This is a genomic window from Flavobacterium sp., assembly GCF_046317795.1.
Classification (GTDB): domain Bacteria; phylum Bacteroidota; class Bacteroidia; order Flavobacteriales; family Flavobacteriaceae; genus Flavobacterium.
In genome coordinates this window covers 1-24,098 of sequence record NZ_JBKCVI010000041.1, presented here as the reverse complement: position 1 = coordinate 24,098, position 24,098 = coordinate 1, and the positions used below count along the sequence as shown (strand labels likewise).

Sequence of the window (24,098 nt, the reverse complement as noted above, 5' to 3'; positions counted from 1 at the left end):
AAAAAAAGCCCAATCTCGTTGGTGACGAGACTAAGCTTTCTGCTTTTATTTTAAATCGTCTTAATCCGCTAAAACAATTACTTTATTGTCTTTCATTTCAATGGTTCCTGAATTGATTTCCAAAGTATAGTTTTGTTCATTTACTTTGGTAAATTTTTCAACTACTTCTTTTTCAAATTTAAAACTTGGTGCTTCAATTTTTATAGTTCCTTGTTTCAAAATAGAGACTATAGGTGCGTGATTATTCAATATTTGGAAAGACCCATTCACGCCTGGTAATGATACCGAAGTAACTTCTGCCTTGAATAATGTTGCCTCTGGTGATACTATTTCTAAAATCATACTTTTTGAGTTAGAAGTGGGAAGTGGGAAGTGGGAAGATTAGAGTGTTGCTTCTAACTTCTGACTTCTGACTTCCAACTTAATTATGCTTCTGCCAACATTTTTTCTCCTGCTTCAATAGCGTCTTCAATAGTTCCTTTGAGGTTGAAAGCAGCTTCAGGCAAGTGGTCTAATTCTCCATCAATAATCATGTTAAATCCTTTGATGGTATCTTTAATATCAACTAAAACTCCTTTTAATCCTGTAAATTGCTCAGCAACGTGGAACGGTTGTGACAAGAAACGTTGCACACGACGCGCTCTTGATACTGATAATTTATCCTCTTCAGACAACTCTTCCATACCAAGGATAGCAATGATGTCCTGTAATTGTTTGTATTTTTGAAGAATTTCTTTTACTCTTTGCGCACAGTTGTAATGCTCGTCTCCCAAGATTTGAGCCGTAAGAATTCTTGAAGTAGAATCCAATGGATCCACCGCAGGATAAATCCCTAACTCGGCAATTTTACGAGACAATACTGTTGTAGCATCTAAGTGAGCAAACGTTGTTGCTGGTGCCGGATCGGTTAAGTCATCCGCAGGCACGTAAACCGCTTGTACTGATGTAATCGAACCTTTGTTTGTTGATGTAATTCTTTCTTGCATTACACCCATTTCTGTTGCCAACGTTGGTTGGTAACCTACTGCAGATGGCATACGTCCTAACAATGCTGACACCTCAGAACCTGCTTGTGTAAAACGGAAGATATTATCAACAAAGAAAAGTACATCTTTCCCTTGGTCTGAACCTGCACCATCACGGAAATATTCAGCTATCGACAATCCTGATAAAGCTACACGAGCTCTTGCTCCTGGTGGCTCATTCATTTGTCCGAAAACGAAAGTAGCTTTCGACTCTCTCATTCCTGGTTTATCTACTTTAGACAAATCCCATCCTCCATTTTCCATAGAGTGCATGAATTCTTCTCCATATTTTATAATGCCTGACTCCAACATCTCACGAAGCAGGTCATTTCCTTCACGGGTTCTTTCACCTACTCCTGCGAATACAGAAAGTCCACCGTGACCTTTGGCGATATTATTAATCAACTCCTGAATCAAAACTGTTTTACCTACTCCAGCACCACCGAATAATCCAATTTTTCCCCCTTTTGCATACGGCTCAATCAAATCGATTACTTTGATACCGGTGAATAAAACTTCGGTTGAAGTTGATAAATCTTCAAATTTTGGAGCAGCTCTGTGTATAGATATTCCGTCTTTACCTTCTTTTGGTAAATCGCCTAAACCATCAATAGCATCACCAATTACATTAAACAAACGCCCGTAGATATCAGCACCAATTGGCATTTGGATTGGAGCGCCAGTAGCTTTCACTTCTGTACCTCTACTTAATCCGTCAGTTGAGTCCATCGAAATAGTACGAACTGTGTTTTCTCCAACGTGAGATTGCACTTCAAGAATTAACTTTGAACCGTTTTTATTGATAATTTCTAACGAATCATAAATTTTAGGTAATTCAACATCTTTACCGTTGAATACGACATCAACTACTGGTCCGATAATTTGGGAAACTTTTCCTATTGCTTTTGACATTGTTTATGTATTTAGCCCCACCCAACCTCTCCCAAGGAGAGGAGAAAGAGAAATTTAACAGATTTAACCTTGTTTTTTCAGAGCGCAAAGATAATTTTTATAAATCGAATTATCAATTATTTTTTTATAAAAAAGCGGAATTTATTACGAATGCTCTAAAACAAAAAACCATCCCTGTAAAAAGGATGGTTATTAGTGTAAAAATTAAAATTTTCTAAAGAGTTGCAGGAAATAAAATTCGATATTGTCCTAAATTGACTCCTTTAAAATTGGAACCCTATTTGGCATTGATGGCTTCCAAAAATTTATTAGCAATTAGCGCATATCCTATTGGGCTAGGATGAACACCATCTAAAGAGAAAAAAATCCAGTAATAAACTAGAAGTAACAATAAAATTATTCGTTGTAATTCTATTTAATCGTAAGCTCAAAAGCCGAAATGGTAAGCGATTAATAATTTGTACACAAACCCACAAATGGAAATGAAAAACCCCACAAATTGTGGGGTTTAAACGTTTAAACTTCTTCTTTAGTTTGGTAAAAAAGATGGATAAGTAATTGGCTTATCTTGAGGTTTAAATTTATTAAATTTAGCACCATAAGTTCTTTCAATAGCTCCTAAAAATTGATTTGCAATATACGCGTTTGCTCGAGCAGTAATGTGAATACCATCCCAACTAAATACACCGCCTTGACCAAAAGTTGCTGACATGTGATAATTATCAAATCTAATACCAGTTCTACTCAACTCTCCCATAATTGAATTAACATCAACAAAAGCCAAACCTTTTGATTCTGCAGCGGTTTTTATGGTATTGTTAAATGCAGTTGTAGCAGTATTAATCATTGTAATTTCAGTTGGTACTAAAAGGTGTTGGTCTTGTAATGGAAAAGAAACACCAAAAGCATTTAAAGTAGGAACAGGAGAACCAGCCGGCTGTCCAATAACTGAACGAGTAGTTAATAAAACTAAATCATCTTTAGTTGCGTGTCTAGCTTGACCATAAACAGATCCTAAAAAGGGTGCTAAAGCAACTAATTGTGGATTACCAGAAGCCGCTGCAATAGCTTGAATTTGAGGCCCTAAATTTGTTAAACCTTCATCTACGATTAAAAGTGGATTGTTAGATGCTGCGACTAACGGTTTTAGACGATCTTGTTGACCCAATGCTGTTAAAATTTGATCTAACGGACCTATTAAACCAGCATTCAATGCGTCAGCGGTTGCAGCATTTAATGGAACAGGGTTAAATGGAACAGCTTTAAAAAAAGCAGCAGATGTGACACTTGGTATATTAGCTACCACTCCTTTTCGACCACCTGTTGTTAAAGCGTCAATCATTTGGTTATAAACAGTGTTAAACATAGCTGGGTCAGAAATATCATTTCCTGCATAAGTTGCAGGGTTAGTATTACCTAATTGATTAACACCTGTGCCTCCAGAAGTTGCATAGCCTAATACATCATTATTGCCTATCCACAAACTAAAAAAAGTTGGGTTTTGAGCTAAAGCGTCATTTAAAATAGTTGTTGATGCTGAAGAACGAAATCTTACAAAATATGGATTGGCAGTGCCATTTGAAAGGCCAGCAATATTACCATAATTTGGCGCTACTAAATGATACGATTTAGCACCTGGAACACCCATGTTATTAAAAGGCCCTGTTAAAGGTACCCCAATTTCAGTTGTAGGAACTGAACCTGGAACAGCAATATTTAAAGGTACAGGAGCACCATTGAAAAAAACCAATCTCGGTCCTTGAATTTGGACACCTCCTACTAATAAACCACCAACATTATCATTGGTTAATGGTGTAGTAAATGGACCTCCACCAACTTCAGCAAATTTTTCTGCCATTAGATTTGGGTAAGCATTAATTTGACCAGCCTTGAATAAAGCACCATCAGAGAAACCAGCAGTTAATGAATTGCCTAATGCAACGTATTTTGTAAAATCTGCTGACCCTTTAGATAAAGGGGCTTCTGCGATAACCTCTTCTTTTATGTCTTCACTACAAGCCACAAAGAACAAAGAAGAAATAAATAAATATTTTAAATTTTTATACATGATTGAAATAATTAAGGGTTAATTGAAATACCTAAGGTGTAAATTTGACCGACTCTACCAGCACCTATCACTTGCAAATAATCATTGCTTCCAATATTTGAACCAGTTAATTTAATCACTGATTTTAAACTAGGAATAGCATAAGACATTTGGGCATCTAAAACAAAAGTTGAAGGAATCATACCATCTGCAAAAGTCGAAGTCCACTCATACTCCGACCACCAACGGCCATTGATTCCAAAACCGAAGTTTTTGAATAAATTATCATTATTAATACCAAATTTAGCTCGATGTTCTGGTGTATTAAACATTGGTCTAAAAGCTGGGTCAACAGATTCATCATAATCAAAAGCAGCCCAATTGTAACTGGCTGATAATTCAAAATCTTTATAAACTTTTTTAACTAATCCTAGGCCAGCACCATAAGAATTTATAACAGCTGTAGTATTAGTATATAAATCATAAGTTCTTCTATCTCCTCTTGAAATAGCATTAATAGCATTAATATTAGCTTGATTAGTAATATCATTTCCAGCTAATCCATAGAAAGGAACAACAACTCGGGCGCCACTCATGAAATCGTTGTAAATATTATAGTAACCATTGATATCAATATCAAAACCATTTATTCTAGATTTATAACCTAATTCAAATGCTTTAACTTGTTCTGGTTTAACCAATGGTGTTTGTTGAACTGTTATTAAATCATTTGTGTTTTGTGATTGTAAAAATTTTTGAACCGATTCAGATGTATAAGACAAACCATAAGCATTAGCTCCGTTTAAAGTAACTGAAGAGGGATTGCCTTCTAAAACACCAGCACTACTGACATTAAGAGTTTCTGAATATCTTGATAAATTACTTGCCGCAGAACCTACTAATGCTCTTGGACCTACATTTAAACCAATAAATAAATCTTGAGTAGTAGGGTTACGGAAACCTGTTTGGAATGACGCTCTAAAATTGTGATTTTTTCTTTCACCTGCAGAGTAAACAAAAGATACACGAGGAGAAAACTGACCATCAAATAATTCAGATTTATCGTAACGAATAGAAGCTGTTAATTTTAAACGGTCTTCCATGAATTTCTTTTGAAATTGTGTGTACAAACCATATTCATCATATTTAATTGGGCCATCAAAATCAGTAAAAATTGTACCTTGTGAATCTAAGACATAAGTGCGAAAAGAACCACCTACTTGTATATCTGCAAATGATATGTGATCTCTAAGGTTATAATTCCAGTCACTATGCCAAATTCGAGATTGATCTTTAAACAAAGCCCCGTTGGAAACATCTGCACTCGATCGAACATCAGCTAAAGCGTTTACAAATTCTGGAGTTCCAGGCTGAAATTGTGCTTGACCATTAAGAAGAGGTGTTAGGCCTAGCGGATTAGTGCCAGGAAAACCAGGTACTGTTGTAATATTATTTGTAGCAAAACCTCTTGCAAAAGCATCAGCTTGTCCGCCATTAAATCCCAAACCTATTTGAGATTGTAAGTATGCAGTAGCGTAATCCGTAAACCATTGAACATCAGATTTAGCTCTTCTATTAATATTGATTGCAGCAAAACGCATGTCGTAAGAATCTCCAGCATCTTCAGCTGATACATAACCTCTTATAAAGAAATTTTTATGTTTGATTTCTGCTCTAGTTTGGCTCATAAAAAAGTTTCTTAGTGCATATCTACTACCTCCTTGATACACAGTGTTACCTAATCCTACTTTATGCTGAGCAATAATTTCAGTATCCTTCCAATATTCATTAGACGAAGTTGCCCAAGGTCTAACATGAATAGAAGCATCAAATTTAACATTATTAATCTCATTATCATTCAAATCTTGTTCTCTATAACCATCTCTACTTATAGTACCAACATTTGATAAAAAGTTGGAAACTTCATCGCCAAAAAAGTTTAAACCATCATAATTTCTGTTATTAGCATGACCAACCAAACCGCCGTTAACATCTCTGTCATCAGCAGCTATCCACTCGGTTGCTCTCATATAAGTAAAATTTGCCTTAGCAGCAAAATGTGGGGTAAATGCCCAGGCGGCTCTCAAACCAAAATCAAGAAATTCATTGGTACCTGCCACTTCATGATTGGTTATTCCACGTTTAATGTAGGCACTAATACCTTGAAATTCAAAAGGATTTTTTGAATTCATGAATAAAATACCATTAAAAGCATTCGCCCCATACAAGGCAGATGAGGCACCAGGCAAAAGTTCAACACTATGAACGTCTAAATCAGATAAACCAATGAGATTACCCAAGTTAAAGTTCAAAGCAGGAGATGAATTATCCATGCCATCAACCAGTTGCATAAAACGTGTGTTAGCAACTGTTGCAAAACCTCGGGTGTTAATTGATTTAAAATTAAAGCTTGATGTGTTAAAATGTACCTCTTTTAAGTTTTCTAAACCTTCATAAAAGGTTGGCGAAGTAGTGTTTTTGATGTCACGCAAAGTCATACGCTCTATAGTTACAGGTGACTCTCTAATTCTTTCTGGAGTTCTAGAGGCAGAAATAACAATTTCGTCTAACTTGTTTTCCTCGTCTGTTAACACTACGCTAACACTTTGATTGTTGGATGTAATGTTTGCTCTTTTTGTTGCAAAACCAATACTTGAAACTTCAAGGACTAAAGGTGGTTTTTTTGATGTGGATAAAGTAAAATTCCCATCAATGTCAGTAACTGTGCCTGCAGTATCACCAACTATTTTGACGTTGGCACCAGGAATTGGTTGGTTATTGTTGTCTTTTACCGAACCTGAAATTGATGTTTGCGAATAGGTTATTCCGCAAAACAACAATGAAATGATAAATAAATAAATCTTCATTTGGTTAAATATTTTGTTAGTTTAAGTAGCCAAAGTAATAGATTTTTTTTATATACTCAAAAAAGGAAGTGAAAATTTATTAAATTATTAAATTATTAGCTTGAATACTGCTAAATTGGTATTTATATATATTTAAGTTTTTATTAACAATTTGTGAAAAACATTGTGAAAAACACTCTGCCAATACATAAAAAATCATTTTTTTTATATTAATCATAAAAAATTAACTAAACAAAGCGAGCCTGTATCTCGCTTTTAAAAATATATTTTCTAACTATTTATTCTACCGTCACTGATTTTGCAAGATTTCTTGGCTGATCTACATTACAACCTCTTAATACCGCAATATGATAAGACAATAATTGCAAAGGAATTGTAGTAATTAAAGGTGATAATGCATCCGAAGTTTCTGGAATTTCAATTACGTAGTCCGCCAATTCTTTTACTTGTACATCTCCCTTGGTTACAACAGCGATAATTTTACCACTTCTTGATTTTATTTCTTGAATATTACTCACTACCTTATCATAATGTCCTTGTTTAGGAGCAATAACAACCACTGGCATTTGCTCGTCAATTAAGGCGATAGGACCATGTTTCATTTCGGCAGCAGGATAACCTTCAGCATGAATATAGGATATCTCTTTTAATTTTAATGCTCCTTCCAACGCTACTGGAAAATTATATCCTCTACCTAAATAAAGACAATTGGTAGCGTCTTTGAATTTTTCTGCAATTTCTTTTGCTTTATCGTTTGTTTCTAATTCTTCTAAAACTTTCTCTGGGATAACTTGAAGTTCTTGAAGATACCTATGGAAATCAGAGTTTGACAAGGTGCCTTTTGCTTTTGCTAAACGCAAAGCAATCATGGTTAACACTGTAATTTGAGTTGTAAAAGCTTTGGTAGATGCTACTCCAATTTCTGGGCCTGCATGTGTATATGCTCCTGCGTGCGTTTCTCTTGAAATAGAAGAACCCACCACATTGCATACTCCAAAAACAAAAGCACCTCTTTCTTTGGCTAGTTTAATTGCGGCTAATGTATCTGCTGTTTCTCCTGATTGAGAAATAGCGATGACTATATCATCTTTGTTGATTATTGGATTGCGATACCTAAACTCTGATGCATATTCAACTTCAACAGGGATTCTGGTAAATTCTTCAATAATATACTCGGCTACTAATCCAGCATGCCATGATGTCCCGCAGGCAATGATTACTATTCTTTGTGCATGAAGAAACTTTTCAATATTATCTTCTACACCTGCCATTTGAATAATTCCCTCATTGGCATGTAGACGACCTCTGTAAGTATCTTTGATCACATTGGGTTGCTCAAAGATTTCTTTCAACATGAAATGATCATATCCGCCTTTTTCAATTTGCTCCAAATTCATTTGAAGTTCTTGAACATAGGGATCGACTAAGGTGTCGTCTTTAATTTTTCTGACTTTTAACGGTTTGTGCAAGCGCACGATAGCCATTTCTTCATCTTCCAAATAAATAGCGTTCGAAGTATATTCAATAAATGGCGACGCATCAGAAGCAATAAATAATTCGTTTTCCCCAACACCAATGGCTAATGGGCTACCTAGTCTAGCCACTATAATTTCGTCTGGATTTTCTTTGTCAAAAACGCAAATCGCATAAGCACCTACCACTTGGTTTAATGCAATTTGAACGGCTTTACCAAGTTTGATATTCTCTTTCTTTTTAACATCTTCAATAAGATTTATCAATACTTCGGTATCAGTATCAGATGTAAATGTGTATCCTCTTTTTGATAATTCTTTTTTTAAGGGTTCGTAGTTTTCAATTATCCCGTTGTGAATAATAACTAAGTTTCCAGAGTTGGACACATGTGGGTGTGAATTAATATCATTTGGTACACCGTGAGTTGCCCAACGCGTGTGACCCATTCCTATTGTGGCTTTGGATGAAGCTATATTTATAGATTTCTCTTCTAAATCTGAAACTTTCCCTTTTGTTTTAGAAATTTGAATGTCTTTACCATCATATAACATGATTCCGGCACTATCATAACCTCTATATTCTAATCTTTTTAGCCCTTTAATTACGATAGGGTACGCTTCTCGATAGCCAATATAACCAACAATTCCACACATAATGCTATAATATTAATCAGGTTTTGTATAATAGATTTCTAGTTTTAATCGTTTATCATCAGGAACTAATGGACTAGATCCATATAAAATGGTGCCAAGCGGACTCATTACCGACATGGCTGGTGCGCTATTGGTTGTGGTATTTGCGGTCTTTAATTTAGAAAAACCTACATTGTTGATATTTTCTGTAATTGAAAGCCCTAGCCGAACGTTGGTAGAATCTCTATTAATTAAACTCCTTACGTGATTTGTAATTCTAATTTTATACTTAACACCTCTTCCGCCGGCAACATTTTCTTTTTCGAGAATACCCCCAAAAGTTGACTTGTTAAATTTAGGGTTAATGCCATTACTCGTGCCATCAAGAATATAATCAACTACCATTTTTTTGTTATTTAAATCATAGAGAAAAATACGATTCGGCTCAATGGAACGTGTGTCAGACATGGCTAATCTATCCACATAAAAAGTCAGATTGGCTTCGTTAATTAACCAGCCATTCGCCTTGATTACTTCAATTTCATCAGCTATGCCATTATTATTTGCGTCTGGCCCAAAAATATCAATAACCGAAATAGAACCTTGTCCGCCTTTTAAAAATAATTGTGCTGCTTCTTGAGAAGGATTATTGGAAGCATTAGTATAATCTACATTTTCGTTGGTGTTATTTAACAAACTTACAGTATTGCCATTTAGATTTAAAACATAGGTCTTGTTTATTCTTTCATATGTAGGATCGCCAGTTGTAGGTGTGGTTTTTTTGTCTTCATTATAGTAAAGTGTTATCTTTCCATCTTTAAAATTGAGGGTTGCCATATTTCCTGGATTCCCTAAACTTTCCGTTTTGAAATAGATTCCTCTAAAAAAATTTTTAAAAACATTGTTGTCTGCTAGTTGACCGCTTGGTGCATTTATAATTGCAGCATTAAAAACATCATTTCTTAGATGCAATCTCATGGATGGTTTTGATCTAGTCACTACATCAGGTTGACCAGCTGTTTCATTTGGAACTGTGGTTTTATGTTCTCTTTTATCAAAATAAAACTGAGAATTTTCATGCCCATCTGCATTTCTGGGGTCAGAAGTGGGTAAATCATTTAACAAAACTGGAATTTTATTATTATCGATTTCGGCATCTTTGTCGGTGTAAAATAATTGCGTTTCTGCAAGTGACACATTTGGGTCTAAATTTCTTAAATAATAATTGGATTGATAAACACTTAATTTAAACTTTGACCCTTCTACTCCATAAATTGAATCTAACTCATAAGTAGTTCGTCTTTCTTGTACTCCGTTTACTTCTACTTGTTCTACTTGTTTTATAGTACTGTAGTAAGGAATCTCCAAAACAACACTATCTAAAACCGTTGGAAGTACATCATAGTTGTTGTCATCCACATTATTAAATATTGGATTACTAACTGACAATTCAACTTGTGTAACAAAATTAGCTTGTGTAGTTCCAAAAGCAGGATTGTCATAAAATCCTAACGGATTTACAGCCAAATTATTGGAAGCAATTGGTCCTAATTTTTGATTGTAAGATTTAATAAATGCGCCGGTGTATTTTTGAAAACCAAAATGGTCGTCACCAACAATATCTGCGCCTATTTCATTATAATCTTTATCACAAGAAACAAATGAAATAAAAACGAATAAACCAAATAAAATGAATTGAAAAAATGATTTTTTGTTCATAAATATTACTATTGTTTTAAGAAAGCAACGCTTTATAAAAGTTTGTGTATGCTTCACTAAAGTTATCTTTGGAGGCGAAAGGTAAAAAAGGTTTCCCCGAAGATTCTATATATTTTGTTAAACTTGGAGTTATATTTTGAGAAGCAGCAATAACTCCATCCGAATGATTTACTGCAGCAATAATAAGGTTTTCATAGTTTGGCAATTCTAATTCCTTAATAGAATCATGTGGGATATTGTCAAATTTAATCTTATTAATCATCTCAGCATTCAAAGCCCCTTCAAACGATTGCCCATAAACTGATGTCACAATTTTTGTTTCTGAAAACAACGCTTCATCCTTGTAATAATGTTTCATATATATAGGCAATAAACTCGCCATCCATCCATGAACATGAATAATATCGGGAACCCAATTTAATTTTTTTACAGTTTCCACAACACCTTTGGCAAAGAAAATAGCTCTTTCATCATTGTCTGGATATAACACTCCATCTTCATCACTGAAAGTAGCTTTTCTCTTGAAATATTCATCATTATCAATAAAATAAACCTGAATTCTTTCCTTTGGAATGGAAGCTACTTTAATTATCAAAGGCATATCCAAGTCATTGACTACTAGATTCATCCCTGACAAACGAATAACTTCATGTAACTGATGTCTTCTTTCATTAATATTGCCATACCTAGGCATAAAAATTCTTATTTGTCCGCCTTGATCGTTAATCATTTTTGGAACGTCATACGACATCAAAGAAACCTCATTCTCAGCCAAATAGGGCACCACTTCAGATGATACATATAATATCCTCTTATCTTCCATAATCTATTTTACTTTATTGATTGGCAATAAAAAACAGGCAAAAGTACAAAAATTTATGCAGTTATTTATGAAAATAGTAAGTTTGCATCTCATTAATAGAAAGCTAATGCTTATTTTTAATACACAAAAGGATTTAATTTCTCACTTAAATTCCATTTCAAATCTTGATACATCTATTGGTTTTGTTCCAACTATGGGCGCACTACACCAAGGTCATCTATCGCTTTTGAAGGAAGCATTGTTAAAAAATTCTATTGTAGTAACTAGCATTTTTGTGAATCCAACCCAGTTTAATAACCCCGAAGATTTAGCGAAATATCCTAGAACTCTTGAAAAAGATGTTGAAAAAATAAAATCGATTTCCGATAAAATAATTGTTTATGCCCCAAGCGTTGATGATATTTATGATGGACAAACGGTTTCGAAACATTTTGACTTTGATGGATTAGAAAATCAAATGGAAGGCAAATTCAGACCGGGTCATTTTGATGGCGTGGGAACTATTGTAAAACGCCTTTTTGAAATTGTAAAACCTAACTTTGCCTATTTTGGAGAAAAAGATTTCCAGCAATTGCAAATCATAAAAAAAATGGTGACTAAACTTGAAATACCTGTAACCATAATTGGTTGCCCAATTCACAGAGAACCTAATGGTTTAGCCATGAGTTCTCGCAACGAAAGACTAACACGCGAAGAAAGAAAAGAAGCCGCTATCATATTCCAAATACTGAAACAATCCCAAAAACTTTTTAAAACAAAATCTGCTACCGTTGTAACTGAATGGGTAAAAAAAGCTTTTGAAAAAAAACCAAATTTTCAACTAGAATATTTTCAAATTGCTGATGAGGACACATTGTTGCCCTGCATTAAAAAAAGTAAAATAAAAAAATACCGCGCCTTCATCGCTGTTTTTGTCAACAAAATACGATTGATTGATACCATTTCACTAAATTAATTTACCTTTGCCCCATGCAAATTCAAGTAGTAAAATCTAAAATTCATAGAGTAAAAGTAACTGGTGCCGATTTAAATTACATCGGTAGTATTACAATAGATGAAACTTTAATGGATGCCTCAAACCTTATTGAAGGAGAAAAAGTTTCGATTGTAAACATTAATAATGGAGAGCGTTTTGAAACCTATGTTATTAAAGGGGTCAGAAATTCGGGAGAAATAACGTTGAATGGTCCTGCTGCAAGAAGGGTTCAAAAGGATGATATTATTATCATTATGTCCTATGCTACCATGGATTTTGAAAAAGCAAAAACCTTCAAGCCATGGATGATTTTTCCCAATGAAAAAGATAATTCTCTAACCTAATCTCTTGAAAAAACAAATCGGTAAATGGTTGACCATTCTTATTCCTCTTTTTATAGGAATCGGCATTATTTACTATCAATTTACAACCTTAACAACTGATGAAATTGGAAAGATAAAAATTAGCTTTCAAAAGGCAAATTATTATTATATTTTACTTTCATTATTGATTGCTTGTTTTGGCTACTGGTCTAGAGCGTATCGCTGGAAATTTGCACTCAACCATTTGGGTTATGAAACAAAATTTTCTAATAATTTTTTTACCGTTTGCGTTTCCTATTTGGTCAATCTAACTGTTCCTCGTTCAGGTGAAATTTCTCGTGCCGCTTTACTAAAAAAATATGAAAACGTTCCTTTCGACAAAGCATTTGGAACCATTGTTGCCGAAAGAATAGTTGATTTACTTATTTTTTTTCTGTTTGTTTGTATTGGGTTTATTTCTCAATTCGAAAAAATATACCAGTTTCTTCTCAGCAAAAATATTGCGATTAAAACCATAATAACCTCAGGAATTGTTTCGGTAATTTTATTCATAATTTTTATTTTTATTTGGATTTATGCCGAATGGAATATCATAGTAAAGTTAAAGAAAAAACTGTCGGGATTGATCGAAGGAATGGCTACGGTATACAAAATGAAAGACAAATGGAAGTATATTTTTCACTCCTTTTTAATTTGGTTTTCCTATTTAACTATGTTTTATGTGGCTATTTTTGCGCTACCTGAAACGTCAGAAATCAGTTTCGACATCGTGATTATGGGTTTTATTTTTGGTAGTCTTGCTGTTGGTTTTTCAAATGGTGGATTGGGGGCTTATCCTTTTTCAATTGCTTTAATTTTTTCGCTTTATGGCATTTCAAATAATATTGGAATTGCTTTTGGCTGGTTGGTTTGGACTTCGCAAACTATTTTGGCCATTCTCCTTGGTTTGATTTCTTATGTTTTACTTCCAGTTTTAAATAGAAATAAATAATTTACTATCTTGCTACTGAATTTAGCATTTGTTCTATTTTAACCAAACCAATAATCATGAAAAAACTTATTTTGTTTTTCCTTTTCGTTTGTACGAATCTCCTTTTTTCTCAAAAAGTAACCGACACCATTTCGTCACAAAAACTAAATGAAGACAGACAAATCTTCATTGGTCTTCCTCCGTCTTATGATAAAAATCCGGGGCAAAAATACCCTATACTATTATTGCTTGATGGTGATTTTCTATTCGATCCTTTCCAAGGTGCCTTAAGCTATGCATATTATTGGGATGATATACCCGAAGTTATTATTGTAGGGATTATCCAAAACAAAAATAACGAACGCGAAACCGATTGTATGGTGGATGAAACCACTGGTTTACCCTCTGAAAAAGGAGAAAGCTTTTTTGAATTCATTGGAATGGAGTTGATTCCTTACATCCAAAAAAAATACAGAACAGCCCCTTTTAAAATTATTGCAGGATTGGATACTACAGCAGCGTTTTCAAATTTTTACCTCTATAAAGACATTCCTGTGTTTGATGCCTACATTTCCATGAGTCCTGAACTCGCGACTGGCATGGAAGAGCAAATTCCAGATAGATTAGCCGCCATCGAAAAACCCATTTTTTACTATCATTCTTCGGCGGATGGAGATATAAAAAAAATGAGGAAAAGAATTCAAACGATGGATGAATTGGCTAAAAAAATAACCAAACCAACACTCAATTATAAATTTGATGATTTTAAAGGCGCTTCACATTATTCTTTAGTTTTAAACTCTATTCCAAGTGCGTTGTACCACATTTTCTCTGTTTACCAACCTATTTCAACAACCGAATTTCAAGAAAAAATTGTGACATTGCCATCAGGTTATGTCGATTATCTGATAAAAAAATACGAATTGCTAGAAAAAACATTTAATATGAAATTAACCATTAGATTAAATGATTTCAAAGCTATTGAAGCAGCTATCCTTAAAAATAATGCGTATCCCGAATTTGATCAACTAGCTCAATTAGCCAAAAAAAATTATCCTAAATCCATGTTGGCCGATTATGAAATGGCTCAGCTGTATGAAAAAACTGGCGATATAAAAAAAGCTATAAAAACATATCAAAGTGCTTTTCAAAAAGAAGAAATTGGAGACTTAACCAAAGATATGATGCTTGATAGAGCTGATGAATTAAAAAAATCCTTACCAAAAACAGAGAAAGGAAAAAAAGGGAAAGAAGAAGTAATCGAAGAAACGCCTCCTACCGATATTCCTGCTGAAACTCCGCCAACAGAAACCCCAACAGAAACCCCAACAGAAGAGAAAAAACCAGAATAATACTGAAATAAATCCAGCGTAAATGTCCAAACTTAAAACGACTTTTTTTTGTCAAAATTGCGGGGCTCAATATGCCAGATGGCAAGGGCAATGCAATTCCTGCAAAGAATGGAATACGATTGCAGAAGAAATAATTCAGAAAGAAGAAAAGTCAAGTTGGAAATCATCAGAAACGGATTCTAAAAGGGTTTCCAAACCACTCAAAATAAAAGAAATCGATTCCGCTCAAGAAGTGCGAATGGACACAACAGATGGCGAATTGAATCGGGTGCTTGGTGGTGGCATTGTTCCCGGTTCCTTAATCCTTCTAGGAGGTGAACCAGGTATTGGGAAAAGCACATTACTGTTACAAATTTCTTTAAAATTACCTTATAAAACCTTATACGTTTCAGGAGAAGAGAGTCAGAAACAAATAAAAATGCGTGCGGAACGCATCAACCCGAGCAGTGATAATTGCTACATCCTCACCGAAACCAAAACCCAAAATATTTTTCGACACATAGTAGAAATTGAACCCGATATTGTCATCATCGATTCAATTCAAACACTACATACTGACTATATCGAGTCTACTCCTGGAAGCATTTCCCAAATTAGAGAAACTACTGCAGAGCTAATAAAATTTGCAAAAGAAACTAACATTCCTGTGATTTTGATTGGTCATATTACCAAGGATGGCAACATTGCTGGACCAAAAATTTTGGAACATATGGTCGATACCGTTTTGCAATTTGAAGGCGACAGAAATCATGTTTATCGAATTTTGCGAAGCTTAAAAAATAGATTTGGTTCCACAGCCGAACTCGGAATTTATGAAATGCAAGCCATTGGTTTACGAGAAGTTTCCAATCCATCCGAAATATTGATTTCCCATCGCGAAGAAGAACTTTCGGGAACGGCAATTGCTTCAACACTCGAAGGAATGCGACCGTTAATGATAGAAATTCAGGCACTGGTTTCCACCGCAGTTTATGGAACACCTCAACGAAGCACCACAGGGTATAATGCCAAACGACTGAATATGATTTTGGCAGTTTTAGAAAAACGTGCCGGTTTCCGTTTGGGGACTAAAGATGTTTTCCTCAACGTTACTGGCGGGATTTCGGTGGATGATCCAGCGATTGATTTAGCCGTTGTGGCTGCTATTTTATCTTCAAACGAAGATATTGCTGTGGGCAAAGACGTTTGTTTTGCTGGCGAAGTAGGACTTTCGGGCGAAATTCGTCCTGTGAATCGAGTAGAACAACGCATTCAAGAAGCCGAAAAATTAGGTTTCTCGACCATTTTTGTGTCCAAATACAATAAGATAGCCACAAAGTTTCCTCCCGATACTTCGGGAATAAAAGTGGTTTTAGTTTCCAAAATTGAAGAAGTGGTGGAGCAATTGTTTGGGTAAAACTTCTTAATGCAATAAAAGCGAATAAAAACTTATAAATAAATATTATTATTCATGAAAACAAAAATTCTATTCTTATCGTCACTTTTTTTTATTTTAATTTCTTGCACTTTTTCAGGCACTTTTAATCAATTTGACAAAATGCCCGAAAATAACCATTGGGAAAAATCTGATTCAAAAATCTATGAATTTGAAATTAAAGATGATTCCAAATTTTACAATATGGTATTCCAATTTAGTCATGTTTATGATTATCAATTTGCTACAGTTCCTATCCAATTTCTGATTGAAAAGCCAGATGGAAAAACAGAATCTATAGCTGTAAATATGCCAATAAAAGAAACAAACGGTAAAGAAATTGCTGAATGTTCTGGTGATATTTGTGATTTGAAATATCCATTTAAAGAAAAAACAAAACTCACCAAAGGAAAATATAAAATTACAATTTCTCATAATTTCAAAGGAGCATCTTATCTTCCTAATGTGATAGGAATTGGATTAGAAGTAATCCCTTAAATAAAATGAAATTAAAAAAACAAAAAGTTTTACTCGTTCTCAAAATAGTTGGAGCTATTCTTTTGCTGGGAATTGTGTTGCTTTTTGCTTTTAGAAATACCCTCTTAGAAAAAGTTATCCATCGGATTGATGACAAACTAGAACGAGATTATCAATGCCATTTCACTATTGAAAAAGCGGAATTTCATGGATTAACTAATTTGGAGTTTCAACATATTTCGCTAGTTCCAAAACAAGCCGACACCTTACTTTGTATTGATGAACTGAAAACGAGTGTCAACTTTTGGAAACTTTTAATGGGCGATATTCAATTAGGAAAATTGGAGATTAATAAAGGATTTATCCAATTGGTGAAGACTAAAAACGGGAGCAACTTTGATGCCTTTCTTCGTTCCAAAAAAGAAAAAAGCGATAATAATGAAGTGAATTATGCCAAACTCTTAAATAGAATTTCGTCTACACTTTTGGATTTAGTTCCAACGGATATGAATGTCAAAGGATTTGCTTTCAAAATGGATGACAACGGGAATAAAGTGACTTTTGATTTTAATCAATTGGCATTAGTGGATAAAAAACTCAACACTCTAATCCAAGTTACATCAGCTAATTTTTCGGAACAATGGAGCATCAACGGTTTTGCCGACCCAAGAGAGCGAAAAGCCGATTTGCAATTCTTCAATCCAAAAAATGATACGGTACGAATTCCCTATTTGGATAAAAAATTCAACCTAAAAACGGGCTTCAAATCCATCCACTTCAATTTAGAAAACCTCTCAATGGCTAGTGGCGAATTGCACATTGATGGTTATTCTTCTATTGAAAACTTAATAATTAACCACCCAAAAATTGCCAACAAGGATGTAATTGTAAAGAAAGCCCGATTTGATTATCGTTGTATTATTGGTCAAAGATTCATGGCTTTGGACAGTACGTCAACCGTGCAATTGAACAACATCAAATGCCATCCTTATCTATCCTATACTAATGAAACCGATAAAGTATATGCCCTGCAATTAAAAATCCCGAAAATGACGGCGCAAGATTTTATTGTATCGCTTCCAAGTGGGTTGTTTCGCCATTTTGAAGGCATGGAAGCAAAGGGAAATTTCTCTTATTCCTTGAATTTTGAATACAACAATAACAAACCAAAAGACCTAGTTTTTGAAAGCAAACTAAAACCCGAAGGACTGAAAATTACCAAATATGGTGAAGCCGATTTGAATAAAATCAATGGAGAATTTACTTATCGGGCTATGGATAGAGGTGTTGCACAACGTCCTATTATTGTTGGTTCGTCCAATCCAAATTACACACCACTAAACGCCATTTCTCCCTATCTTCAAAAATGTGTTTTGACTAGCGAAGATCCATCGTTTTTCAACCATCGTGGGTTTATTAATGAAGCGTTCAAACAGTCGATTGCAAAAAATATTAGAACCCAAAAATTCTCTCGAGGTGCCAGCACCATCAGTATGCAACTGGTGAAAAATGCTTTCCTCACTAGAGAGAAAACGTTATCAAGAAAATTAGAAGAAATTCTTTTGGTTTATATTTTAGAAAACAACCGAATTAGTTCTAAAGAACGCATGCTCGAAGTGTATTTTAATATTATAGAATGGGGACCAAATGTTTATGGCATTGGCGAAGCATCACAATTTTATTTTCAAAAATCGCCAGCCGATTTGAATTTAAACGAATGTTTGTTCCTTGCCACCATTATCCCAAAACCAAAAGGATTTATGTATCGTTTTGATGCCGAACAAAAACTGAAACCTTTTGCGAAACAACAAAATGAGTTTTTAACCCGATTGATGTTACGCCGACACTTACTTCTTGAAACGGATACTATTGGTCAAAATAAACCCGCCACAATTCTTGGTCCTGCACAATTGTACTTAAAACAAAAACCAACAGATACCATTGAAAACGATAGTATTTCAGTTGATGAATTTGGGTTTTAAAATAATAATTGGAAAAATCTCAAGTATTCTTGGTATAAAAAAGTGAATTACTTTTATCTGAATTTTTTAAGAAAATCATCTTTATAGGTAGTGGAAATTTCAATCTCCGAATTATCGAATAAAGTTACATACCCACCTTTATTATAGTTTTTTACAAATGTACTGTTGATGATATGCGATTTATGTACTCGCATAAATGGAAAAGGTAAAATTTCGGAAAAGTGTTTTAGAAATCTACAGACCATTTTTTTGCTTCCGTTTGAAAGATAAATATCTGTAAAATTACCATTGCCTCTAAGTCGCACAATATCTTCCATTTTAACAACTTCAAAACCTTCCAGTGTAGGTAAAATAACTTGTGTTTTTTCGGGTTTTGATTCTTTAAAATTTTCTACAATAATTTTATTTCTATTAAAAACTTCCTGATTTAAAATAACTTGTTGCACTTTGTTGACCGCTACAATCAACTCTTCAATACTAATGGGTTTTAACAAATAATAGGCGGCACTTTGATTAAGCGCTTGTAAAGAATACTCCGAAAAAGCCGTTACAAAAATGGTTTCAAAATGCAACTCTTTACAGGCATCCAAAACGTCAAAGGCATTCCCAAATGGCATTTCGACATCCAAAAAAACAAGCTGTGGCTCAACCGATTTAATTAAGGGAACAGCTTCGTTTATGTTTTCGGCTTCGCCCAATATTTCAACTTGCGGACAATATTTTTGTAAATAATTTTTAAGCACTTCTCTCGCTGCTTTTTCGTCTTCAACGATTATGCTTTTTATCTTAAAATTGGTCATGGTATTTTATGAATAAAGGGAAATTCAACAGTCACAATTGTACCCGTTAAGGGTTGTTCTTTTTCGGTGATGCTAAATGTAATGTGTGTTTTATAAAGTTCGCTCAATAGTGCTATTCGCTCTTTTGTATTACTCACACCACGCGATTGATGCACTTTTTGATGCTCGGTTTTGAGCGCATTACTTTGTGCAATTCCAATACCATCATCATCTATGCTGATTATAATGGTATTGCTCTTTGGTTCCACTTTAAGCAAAAGTTTTCCTTTTTCTTTTTTGTATCGCAATCCGTGCCAAATGGCATTTTCGATATGCGGTTGAATGATCATATTGGGTACAAAAAATGCGTCAGTGTCTAGTGTTGGATCAATAACAATTTCATAGTCAAACTTGTCCTGGAAGCGAAGATGTTCTAAATCGAGATACTTTTTTAATTGTTCTATTTCGTTGGAAAGGGAAACAAAATCTTTGTTGGAATTAATCATAATATTGCGCATTAACTGTGAATAATTACTCAAGTATTTGTTGGCTTCTAGTTCTTTGTTTTGAGAAATAAATTGATTGACACTATTCAAACTATTAAAGATAAAATGCGGATTCATCTCTCTTCGTAACGATTGTAGAGCAATTTTTTTGTTTTTCTTTTTAATGGCAAAAAGCGCTTTTATGATGAGCCCAAAGCAAAGCAACAATAAAATAACAGCACCAATTAATACAAAATTAAAGGTGTTCTTTTTGTCAATCAATTCGTCTTTTAATTCTTTTTCTTTTTCAAGTTGTTTGATTTTTTCTTCGGTTACTTGAAATATTTTGGCATCGATCAGTGTAGTATCCGACTGAATAATGGCATCAAAATTTTGTAAAAAATCATTGTAAATAAGCAATCGTTCTTTGTCGTTTCCATTTCGTTTGTAATAATCAACCAAAGCAAGTAAGCTTCTTTTTACTTCGGCAGTATTGCCTTTTTTGGAAGCCAGAGCATAGGCCGTTTTGAGTTCTTCAACGGCTTTTTCGGGTTTATTTATTTGAAAATATAGCGAAGCTAATTTTTGTTTTTGAGTAATTTGAGTAGTAAAATCGTTCTTTTTTTCGGCACTTTCTAAAATACTTTGATTGATTTCTAGTGCTTTGTCAAAATCATTTTTGCCCAAATAAATATCGGCAATTTTATTTTTTATCGAAATGGTTTTTTCGGGTTCGGCAACAGTATACACTAAAGCTTGATTATAGTTGTTAATAGCGTCTTCGGTTTTGTTTTCTAATTGATCTGTTTCCGCTTTTTTAAGATAAGCATCGGATAGTTCTTCTTTTTTGTCTTGTTTTTCTAAAATCTTAATATTGGAGTTCAGAAGATCTTTTTGTAATCCAGAATTAGCACTATTCTTTAGACGATTGAAATCATTAGTGTTAATTATTTCAAGATTTTTATCGGATGTTTCTTCGCTAGCAACTTTGTAATTACTAGAAGCTTGAACATACTTTTTTTGACTTTCTTGAATTTTTGCCAAACTCCTTACCACACGAGCTATATCTTCTTTCCTTTTGAGTTTTCTATAGCTTGTTAATGCTTTTTGATAATATTCTTCGGCTTTACTTTCATTTTTTTTAGAATAAAAATCTTCTGCTAACGACTCATAATTTTTTGCAATACTTTCTTCATCATTAAGCTCAAAAGCCATTTTTATTTCTTCTGATTTCTTGATTCTTTTTGATTCAAAATTGGCCTTCTTTTTTTTAATAGTATCCTGAGCCATCGTCAAATTTGACGATAGACAAAGAATAAAAACCAAGAAAAGTGAAGAAAAAATACAACGCATCTTTTTATAAAATAAGTATTGTAAAGTAAATCAATTAAAAATGGTTATACAAATCATTTCACCAATTCAAAAGCTGGTTTTACCAAGTATCCAAAAATGATATTATTACTTAGGATAGGTTTGTACTGTAATCTTAAAAACATCAACTATGAAAACAACATTGAAATTAGCAACTTTAGTAGTAATGAGCACAACTATTTTATTTGGTTGTAATAATACAAAAGCGCAACCTTTTGAAGCAAAAACTACAACTCAACAAATTCAAGAAGAAGATAAATCAAAAATTCAAGTTGCTTTGCTTTTGGACACTTCCAACAGTATGGACGGATTGATAGATCAAGCAAAATCAAGACTCTGGAATATTGTAAACACCTTGACCACATTAAAATATGAAGGCAAAACACCCGATATTGAAATTGCACTTTATGAATATGGCAATGACAATTTAAGTGAAAAATCGAACTTTATTAGACAAGTTACGCCTTTAACTACTGATTTGGATTTGATTTCGGAAAAACTATTTGCGCTCAAAACAAACGGTGGAAACGAATATTGTGGTGCTGTTATTCAAGATGCAACTAGTCAACTCAAGTGGGATGATGGTGTAGTAAACATGAAACTAATTTATATTGCTGGAAATGAAGCGTTCACTCAAGGAACGGTAAACTATAAAGAGGCAATAGCAACAGCATTACAAAACAAAATTTTCATTAATACCATTTTTTGTGGCAATCAAGCACAAGGAATTAACGGTTTATGGAAAGATGGCGCAGATAAAGGACAAGGAAAGTTTTTTACGATTGATTCTAATGCAGCTGTTCAATACATCAATACGCCCTATGACGATCAAATTTCAAAATGCAATGACAAAATGAATGACACTTATATTGGATACGGTTCAATGGGCGAATCAAAAAAAAGGAACCAAATGGCGCAAGATAAAAATGCCGAAAGTGTATCCTATGCTAATAAAACAGAGCGTGCTATCAGTAAAAGCAAAAAAGTATATACTAATACCAATTGGGATTTAATCGATAAAGTTAAAGAAGACAAGGATGTTTTAACCAAACTTAAAAAAGAAGAATTGCCTAAAGAATATCAAAATAAAACGAAGGAAGAAATTAATGTAATTGTAGCACAAAAAACACAGCAAAGAGAGCAATTACAAAAAGAAATAGCCGAATTGGCAAAAAAACGTCAAGAGTTTATTGATGCCGAAGCCAAAAAGAAAAACACTCAAGATGATTTGGGCGATGCCATTGGAAGTTCCATCGTTTCTTTGGCAAAATCAAAAGGGTTTACTTTAGAAAAATAGACTGAAATGATGTTAAAAAAGTTCTAAGCTTACCCTTCTGAAATTAATGATATTTTTTTATTGAAATTTAAATCTCCAAAATAGGAATGCCGCAGCAAACAAAGAAACTGGAATTCTTACTTGGACTTTAAAACTCAATCCAGGTGAAACTAAGAAAGTCAGGATAAGTTATAAAGTCAAATATCCTAAAGATAAAACTATAGATAATTTGTAATACCCAAAAACGCAATCCTAACCGATTGCGTTTTTTTATACTTGTTTGATAGTAAATGTTATTTTGGTTTTTTCTTCGGATTTAGGGACGTATTAAAAATAGCATATACAATAATACTGGAGTCTACTATTTCATATATGATTAGATAAGGAATGTGTTTTATGAAAACTTCTCTATAAGGTTTTCTTTTGATTTGATAGTGTAGTGGATTTTTACGAACCCTTCCCAAATATTCTCCAAAGTGTTTAAAAAACGTTCGCCTAAACCTGTTTTGCGTTCTTCATAATAGTCATAAGCTTGTTGCATATCAACAATCGCTTCTTCTTTTATAACTAAATCATATTTCATTAAACTAAATTCGTTGGATTTTTTGTTTGGCTTGTTCCCAAGTAAAAGAATGGCTTTCACCCTTTAAGTGTCTTTCTCTTCGAGCGTCTATTATTTCATAATCTTCTTTGGTTAGCGTGACTTGTTCCTCTTCCAAAATTGCTTTTATTTTGTTTAAAACCGTAACTTTTCTTGTGCTTATAAGCATTTCAATTAGTTCCATTTTTGTTGCTTGTAAATTCATAACACATCATTTTATGTTATAAAAATAACGATTTTGTGTGATGATTATCTATTTAAAATTGATTTTTTAAACCGATTTGGTTTGCTATTAATTTCCTTTTTGGCAAAGGTGTTAGCCCTATTTTAAACTGGAATTCTTACTTGGACTTTAAAACTCAATCCAAACGAAACGAAGAAAGTCAGGATAAGTAATAAAGTCAAATATCCTAAAGAAAAAACTATAGATAATTTATAAAAACACAAGCATCCTAAAGTCATTGATTTTAGGATGTTTTTTATGGAACTATATTTATTGTATCCGTTTTACACATTCAACTCACCCTTTTACCAAGTCTGCCAAATTTGTCTTTTTCTAAGTAGTAGTTTTATAAAGAATTTAAAAATTAGTAC

At 33.7% G+C, this 24,098-nt stretch carries 20 protein-coding genes and 1 pseudogene; 9 read left to right on the top strand and 12 right to left on the bottom strand.

Annotated elements, in window-relative coordinates; genetic code table 11:
• Window positions 1-60: 60 nt before the first annotated feature.
• The 7 genes from ACK5ON_RS02665 to ACK5ON_RS02635 all read right to left on the bottom strand — a co-directional run bounded on the left by ACK5ON_RS02665 (window position 61) and on the right by ACK5ON_RS02635 (window position 11,498).
• Window positions 61-342, bottom strand: coding sequence for a F0F1 ATP synthase subunit epsilon (locus ACK5ON_RS02665; protein WP_396175979.1), 282 nt, complete (start codon window positions 340-342; stop codon window positions 61-63).
• An 83-nt stretch (window positions 343-425) separates the two neighbouring features.
• Entirely contained in the window at window positions 426-1,937 is a 1,512-nt protein-coding gene (gene atpD / locus ACK5ON_RS02660) for a F0F1 ATP synthase subunit beta (RefSeq protein WP_409819628.1), read from the bottom strand.
• 529 nt (window positions 1,938-2,466) lie between these two features.
• Entirely contained in the window at window positions 2,467-4,005 is a 1,539-nt protein-coding gene (locus ACK5ON_RS02655; protein WP_409819625.1) for a G-D-S-L family lipolytic protein, read from the bottom strand.
• 11 nt (window positions 4,006-4,016) lie between these two features.
• Complete coding sequence (locus tag ACK5ON_RS02650) at window positions 4,017-6,851, bottom strand: TonB-dependent receptor domain-containing protein (RefSeq protein ID WP_409819623.1); 2,835 nt, start codon at window positions 6,849-6,851, stop codon at window positions 4,017-4,019.
• Window positions 6,852-7,129: 278 nt separating this feature from the next.
• On the bottom strand, window positions 7,130-8,977 hold the full coding sequence (gene glmS / locus ACK5ON_RS02645; protein WP_409819620.1) for a glutamine--fructose-6-phosphate transaminase (isomerizing): 1,848 nt from the start codon (window positions 8,975-8,977) through the stop codon (window positions 7,130-7,132).
• Window positions 8,978-8,989: 12 nt separating this feature from the next.
• Window positions 8,990-10,675 carry a DUF4270 domain-containing protein gene (locus tag ACK5ON_RS02640; RefSeq protein ID WP_396175537.1) on the bottom strand — a complete coding sequence of 562 codons (1,686 nt, stop codon included), beginning with the start codon at window positions 10,673-10,675 and terminating at the stop codon, window positions 8,990-8,992.
• 16 nt (window positions 10,676-10,691) lie between these two features.
• Window positions 10,692-11,498: a glycogen/starch synthase gene (locus tag ACK5ON_RS02635; RefSeq protein WP_396175535.1), complete on the bottom strand. Its 807-nt coding sequence runs from the start codon at window positions 11,496-11,498 to the stop codon at window positions 10,692-10,694.
• Between the two features lie 106 nt (window positions 11,499-11,604).
• Here ACK5ON_RS02635 and panC point away from each other — a divergent pair, with 106 nt between their 5' ends.
• The 7 genes from panC to ACK5ON_RS02600 are packed head-to-tail and all read left to right on the top strand — an operon-like array spanning window position 11,605 to window position 18,992.
• Window positions 11,605-12,453 carry a pantoate--beta-alanine ligase gene (gene panC, locus ACK5ON_RS02630; protein ID WP_409819616.1) on the top strand — a complete coding sequence of 283 codons (849 nt, stop codon included), beginning with the start codon at window positions 11,605-11,607 and terminating at the stop codon, window positions 12,451-12,453.
• A gap of 14 nt (window positions 12,454-12,467) precedes the next feature.
• On the top strand, window positions 12,468-12,818 hold the full coding sequence (gene panD / locus ACK5ON_RS02625; RefSeq protein WP_396175532.1) for an aspartate 1-decarboxylase: 351 nt from the start codon (window positions 12,468-12,470) through the stop codon (window positions 12,816-12,818).
• A 4-nt stretch (window positions 12,819-12,822) separates the two neighbouring features.
• A complete protein-coding gene (locus tag ACK5ON_RS02620; protein ID WP_396175560.1) occupies window positions 12,823-13,788 on the top strand; it encodes a YbhN family protein in 966 nt (321 codons plus the stop codon).
• Window positions 13,789-13,844: 56 nt separating this feature from the next.
• Window positions 13,845-15,119 (top strand): alpha/beta hydrolase-fold protein, encoded by a 1,275-nt coding sequence (locus ACK5ON_RS02615; protein WP_396175558.1) that lies wholly within the window; start codon window positions 13,845-13,847, stop codon window positions 15,117-15,119.
• A 22-nt stretch (window positions 15,120-15,141) separates the two neighbouring features.
• Window positions 15,142-16,515, top strand: a complete 1,374-nt coding sequence (radA, locus tag ACK5ON_RS02610) for a DNA repair protein RadA (RefSeq protein ID WP_409819611.1) — start codon at window positions 15,142-15,144, stop codon at window positions 16,513-16,515.
• Between the two features lie 54 nt (window positions 16,516-16,569).
• Window positions 16,570-17,031: a hypothetical protein gene (locus ACK5ON_RS02605; RefSeq protein WP_409819608.1), complete on the top strand. Its 462-nt coding sequence runs from the start codon at window positions 16,570-16,572 to the stop codon at window positions 17,029-17,031.
• A 5-nt stretch (window positions 17,032-17,036) separates the two neighbouring features.
• Entirely contained in the window at window positions 17,037-18,992 is a 1,956-nt protein-coding gene (locus ACK5ON_RS02600; RefSeq protein WP_409819606.1) for a transglycosylase domain-containing protein, read from the top strand.
• 53 nt (window positions 18,993-19,045) lie between these two features.
• Here the strand turns inward: ACK5ON_RS02600 and ACK5ON_RS02595 are convergent, their stop codons facing one another.
• Both ACK5ON_RS02595 and ACK5ON_RS02590 read right to left on the bottom strand, forming a co-directional pair.
• On the bottom strand, window positions 19,046-19,792 hold the full coding sequence (locus ACK5ON_RS02595) for a LytR/AlgR family response regulator transcription factor (protein ID WP_409819604.1): 747 nt from the start codon (window positions 19,790-19,792) through the stop codon (window positions 19,046-19,048).
• Window positions 19,789-21,609 (bottom strand): histidine kinase, encoded by a 1,821-nt coding sequence (locus tag ACK5ON_RS02590; protein ID WP_409819601.1) that lies wholly within the window; start codon window positions 21,607-21,609, stop codon window positions 19,789-19,791. The genes ACK5ON_RS02595 and ACK5ON_RS02590 overlap by 4 nt, the downstream gene beginning before the upstream one ends.
• 148 nt (window positions 21,610-21,757) lie before the next feature.
• Here ACK5ON_RS02590 and ACK5ON_RS02585 point away from each other — a divergent pair, with 148 nt between their 5' ends.
• Window positions 21,758-22,924: a hypothetical protein gene (locus tag ACK5ON_RS02585; RefSeq protein ID WP_409819599.1), complete on the top strand. Its 1,167-nt coding sequence runs from the start codon at window positions 21,758-21,760 to the stop codon at window positions 22,922-22,924.
• Between the two features lie 88 nt (window positions 22,925-23,012).
• Window positions 23,013-23,138 (top strand): annotated as a pseudogene (locus ACK5ON_RS02580) (hypothetical protein); the annotation flags it as partial.
• Between the two features lie 58 nt (window positions 23,139-23,196).
• On the opposite strand, the gene ACK5ON_RS02575 reads toward ACK5ON_RS02580, so the two are convergent.
• Genes ACK5ON_RS02575 through ACK5ON_RS02565 form a run of 3 tightly spaced genes read right to left on the bottom strand, consistent with a single transcriptional unit; the run spans window position 23,197 to window position 23,709 of the window.
• Window positions 23,197-23,367 (bottom strand): hypothetical protein, encoded by a 171-nt coding sequence (locus ACK5ON_RS02575; protein WP_409819597.1) that lies wholly within the window; start codon window positions 23,365-23,367, stop codon window positions 23,197-23,199.
• Window positions 23,298-23,486: a hypothetical protein gene (locus tag ACK5ON_RS02570; RefSeq protein ID WP_409819632.1), complete on the bottom strand. Its 189-nt coding sequence runs from the start codon at window positions 23,484-23,486 to the stop codon at window positions 23,298-23,300. Before ACK5ON_RS02570 ends, ACK5ON_RS02575 begins: the two co-directional genes overlap by 70 nt.
• 4 nt (window positions 23,487-23,490) lie before the next feature.
• The gene (locus ACK5ON_RS02565) at window positions 23,491-23,709 is read right to left on the bottom strand and encodes a hypothetical protein (RefSeq protein WP_409819594.1); all 219 of its coding nucleotides are present in this window, start codon (window positions 23,707-23,709) and stop codon (window positions 23,491-23,493) included.
• Window positions 23,710-24,098: the final 389 nt, after the last annotated feature.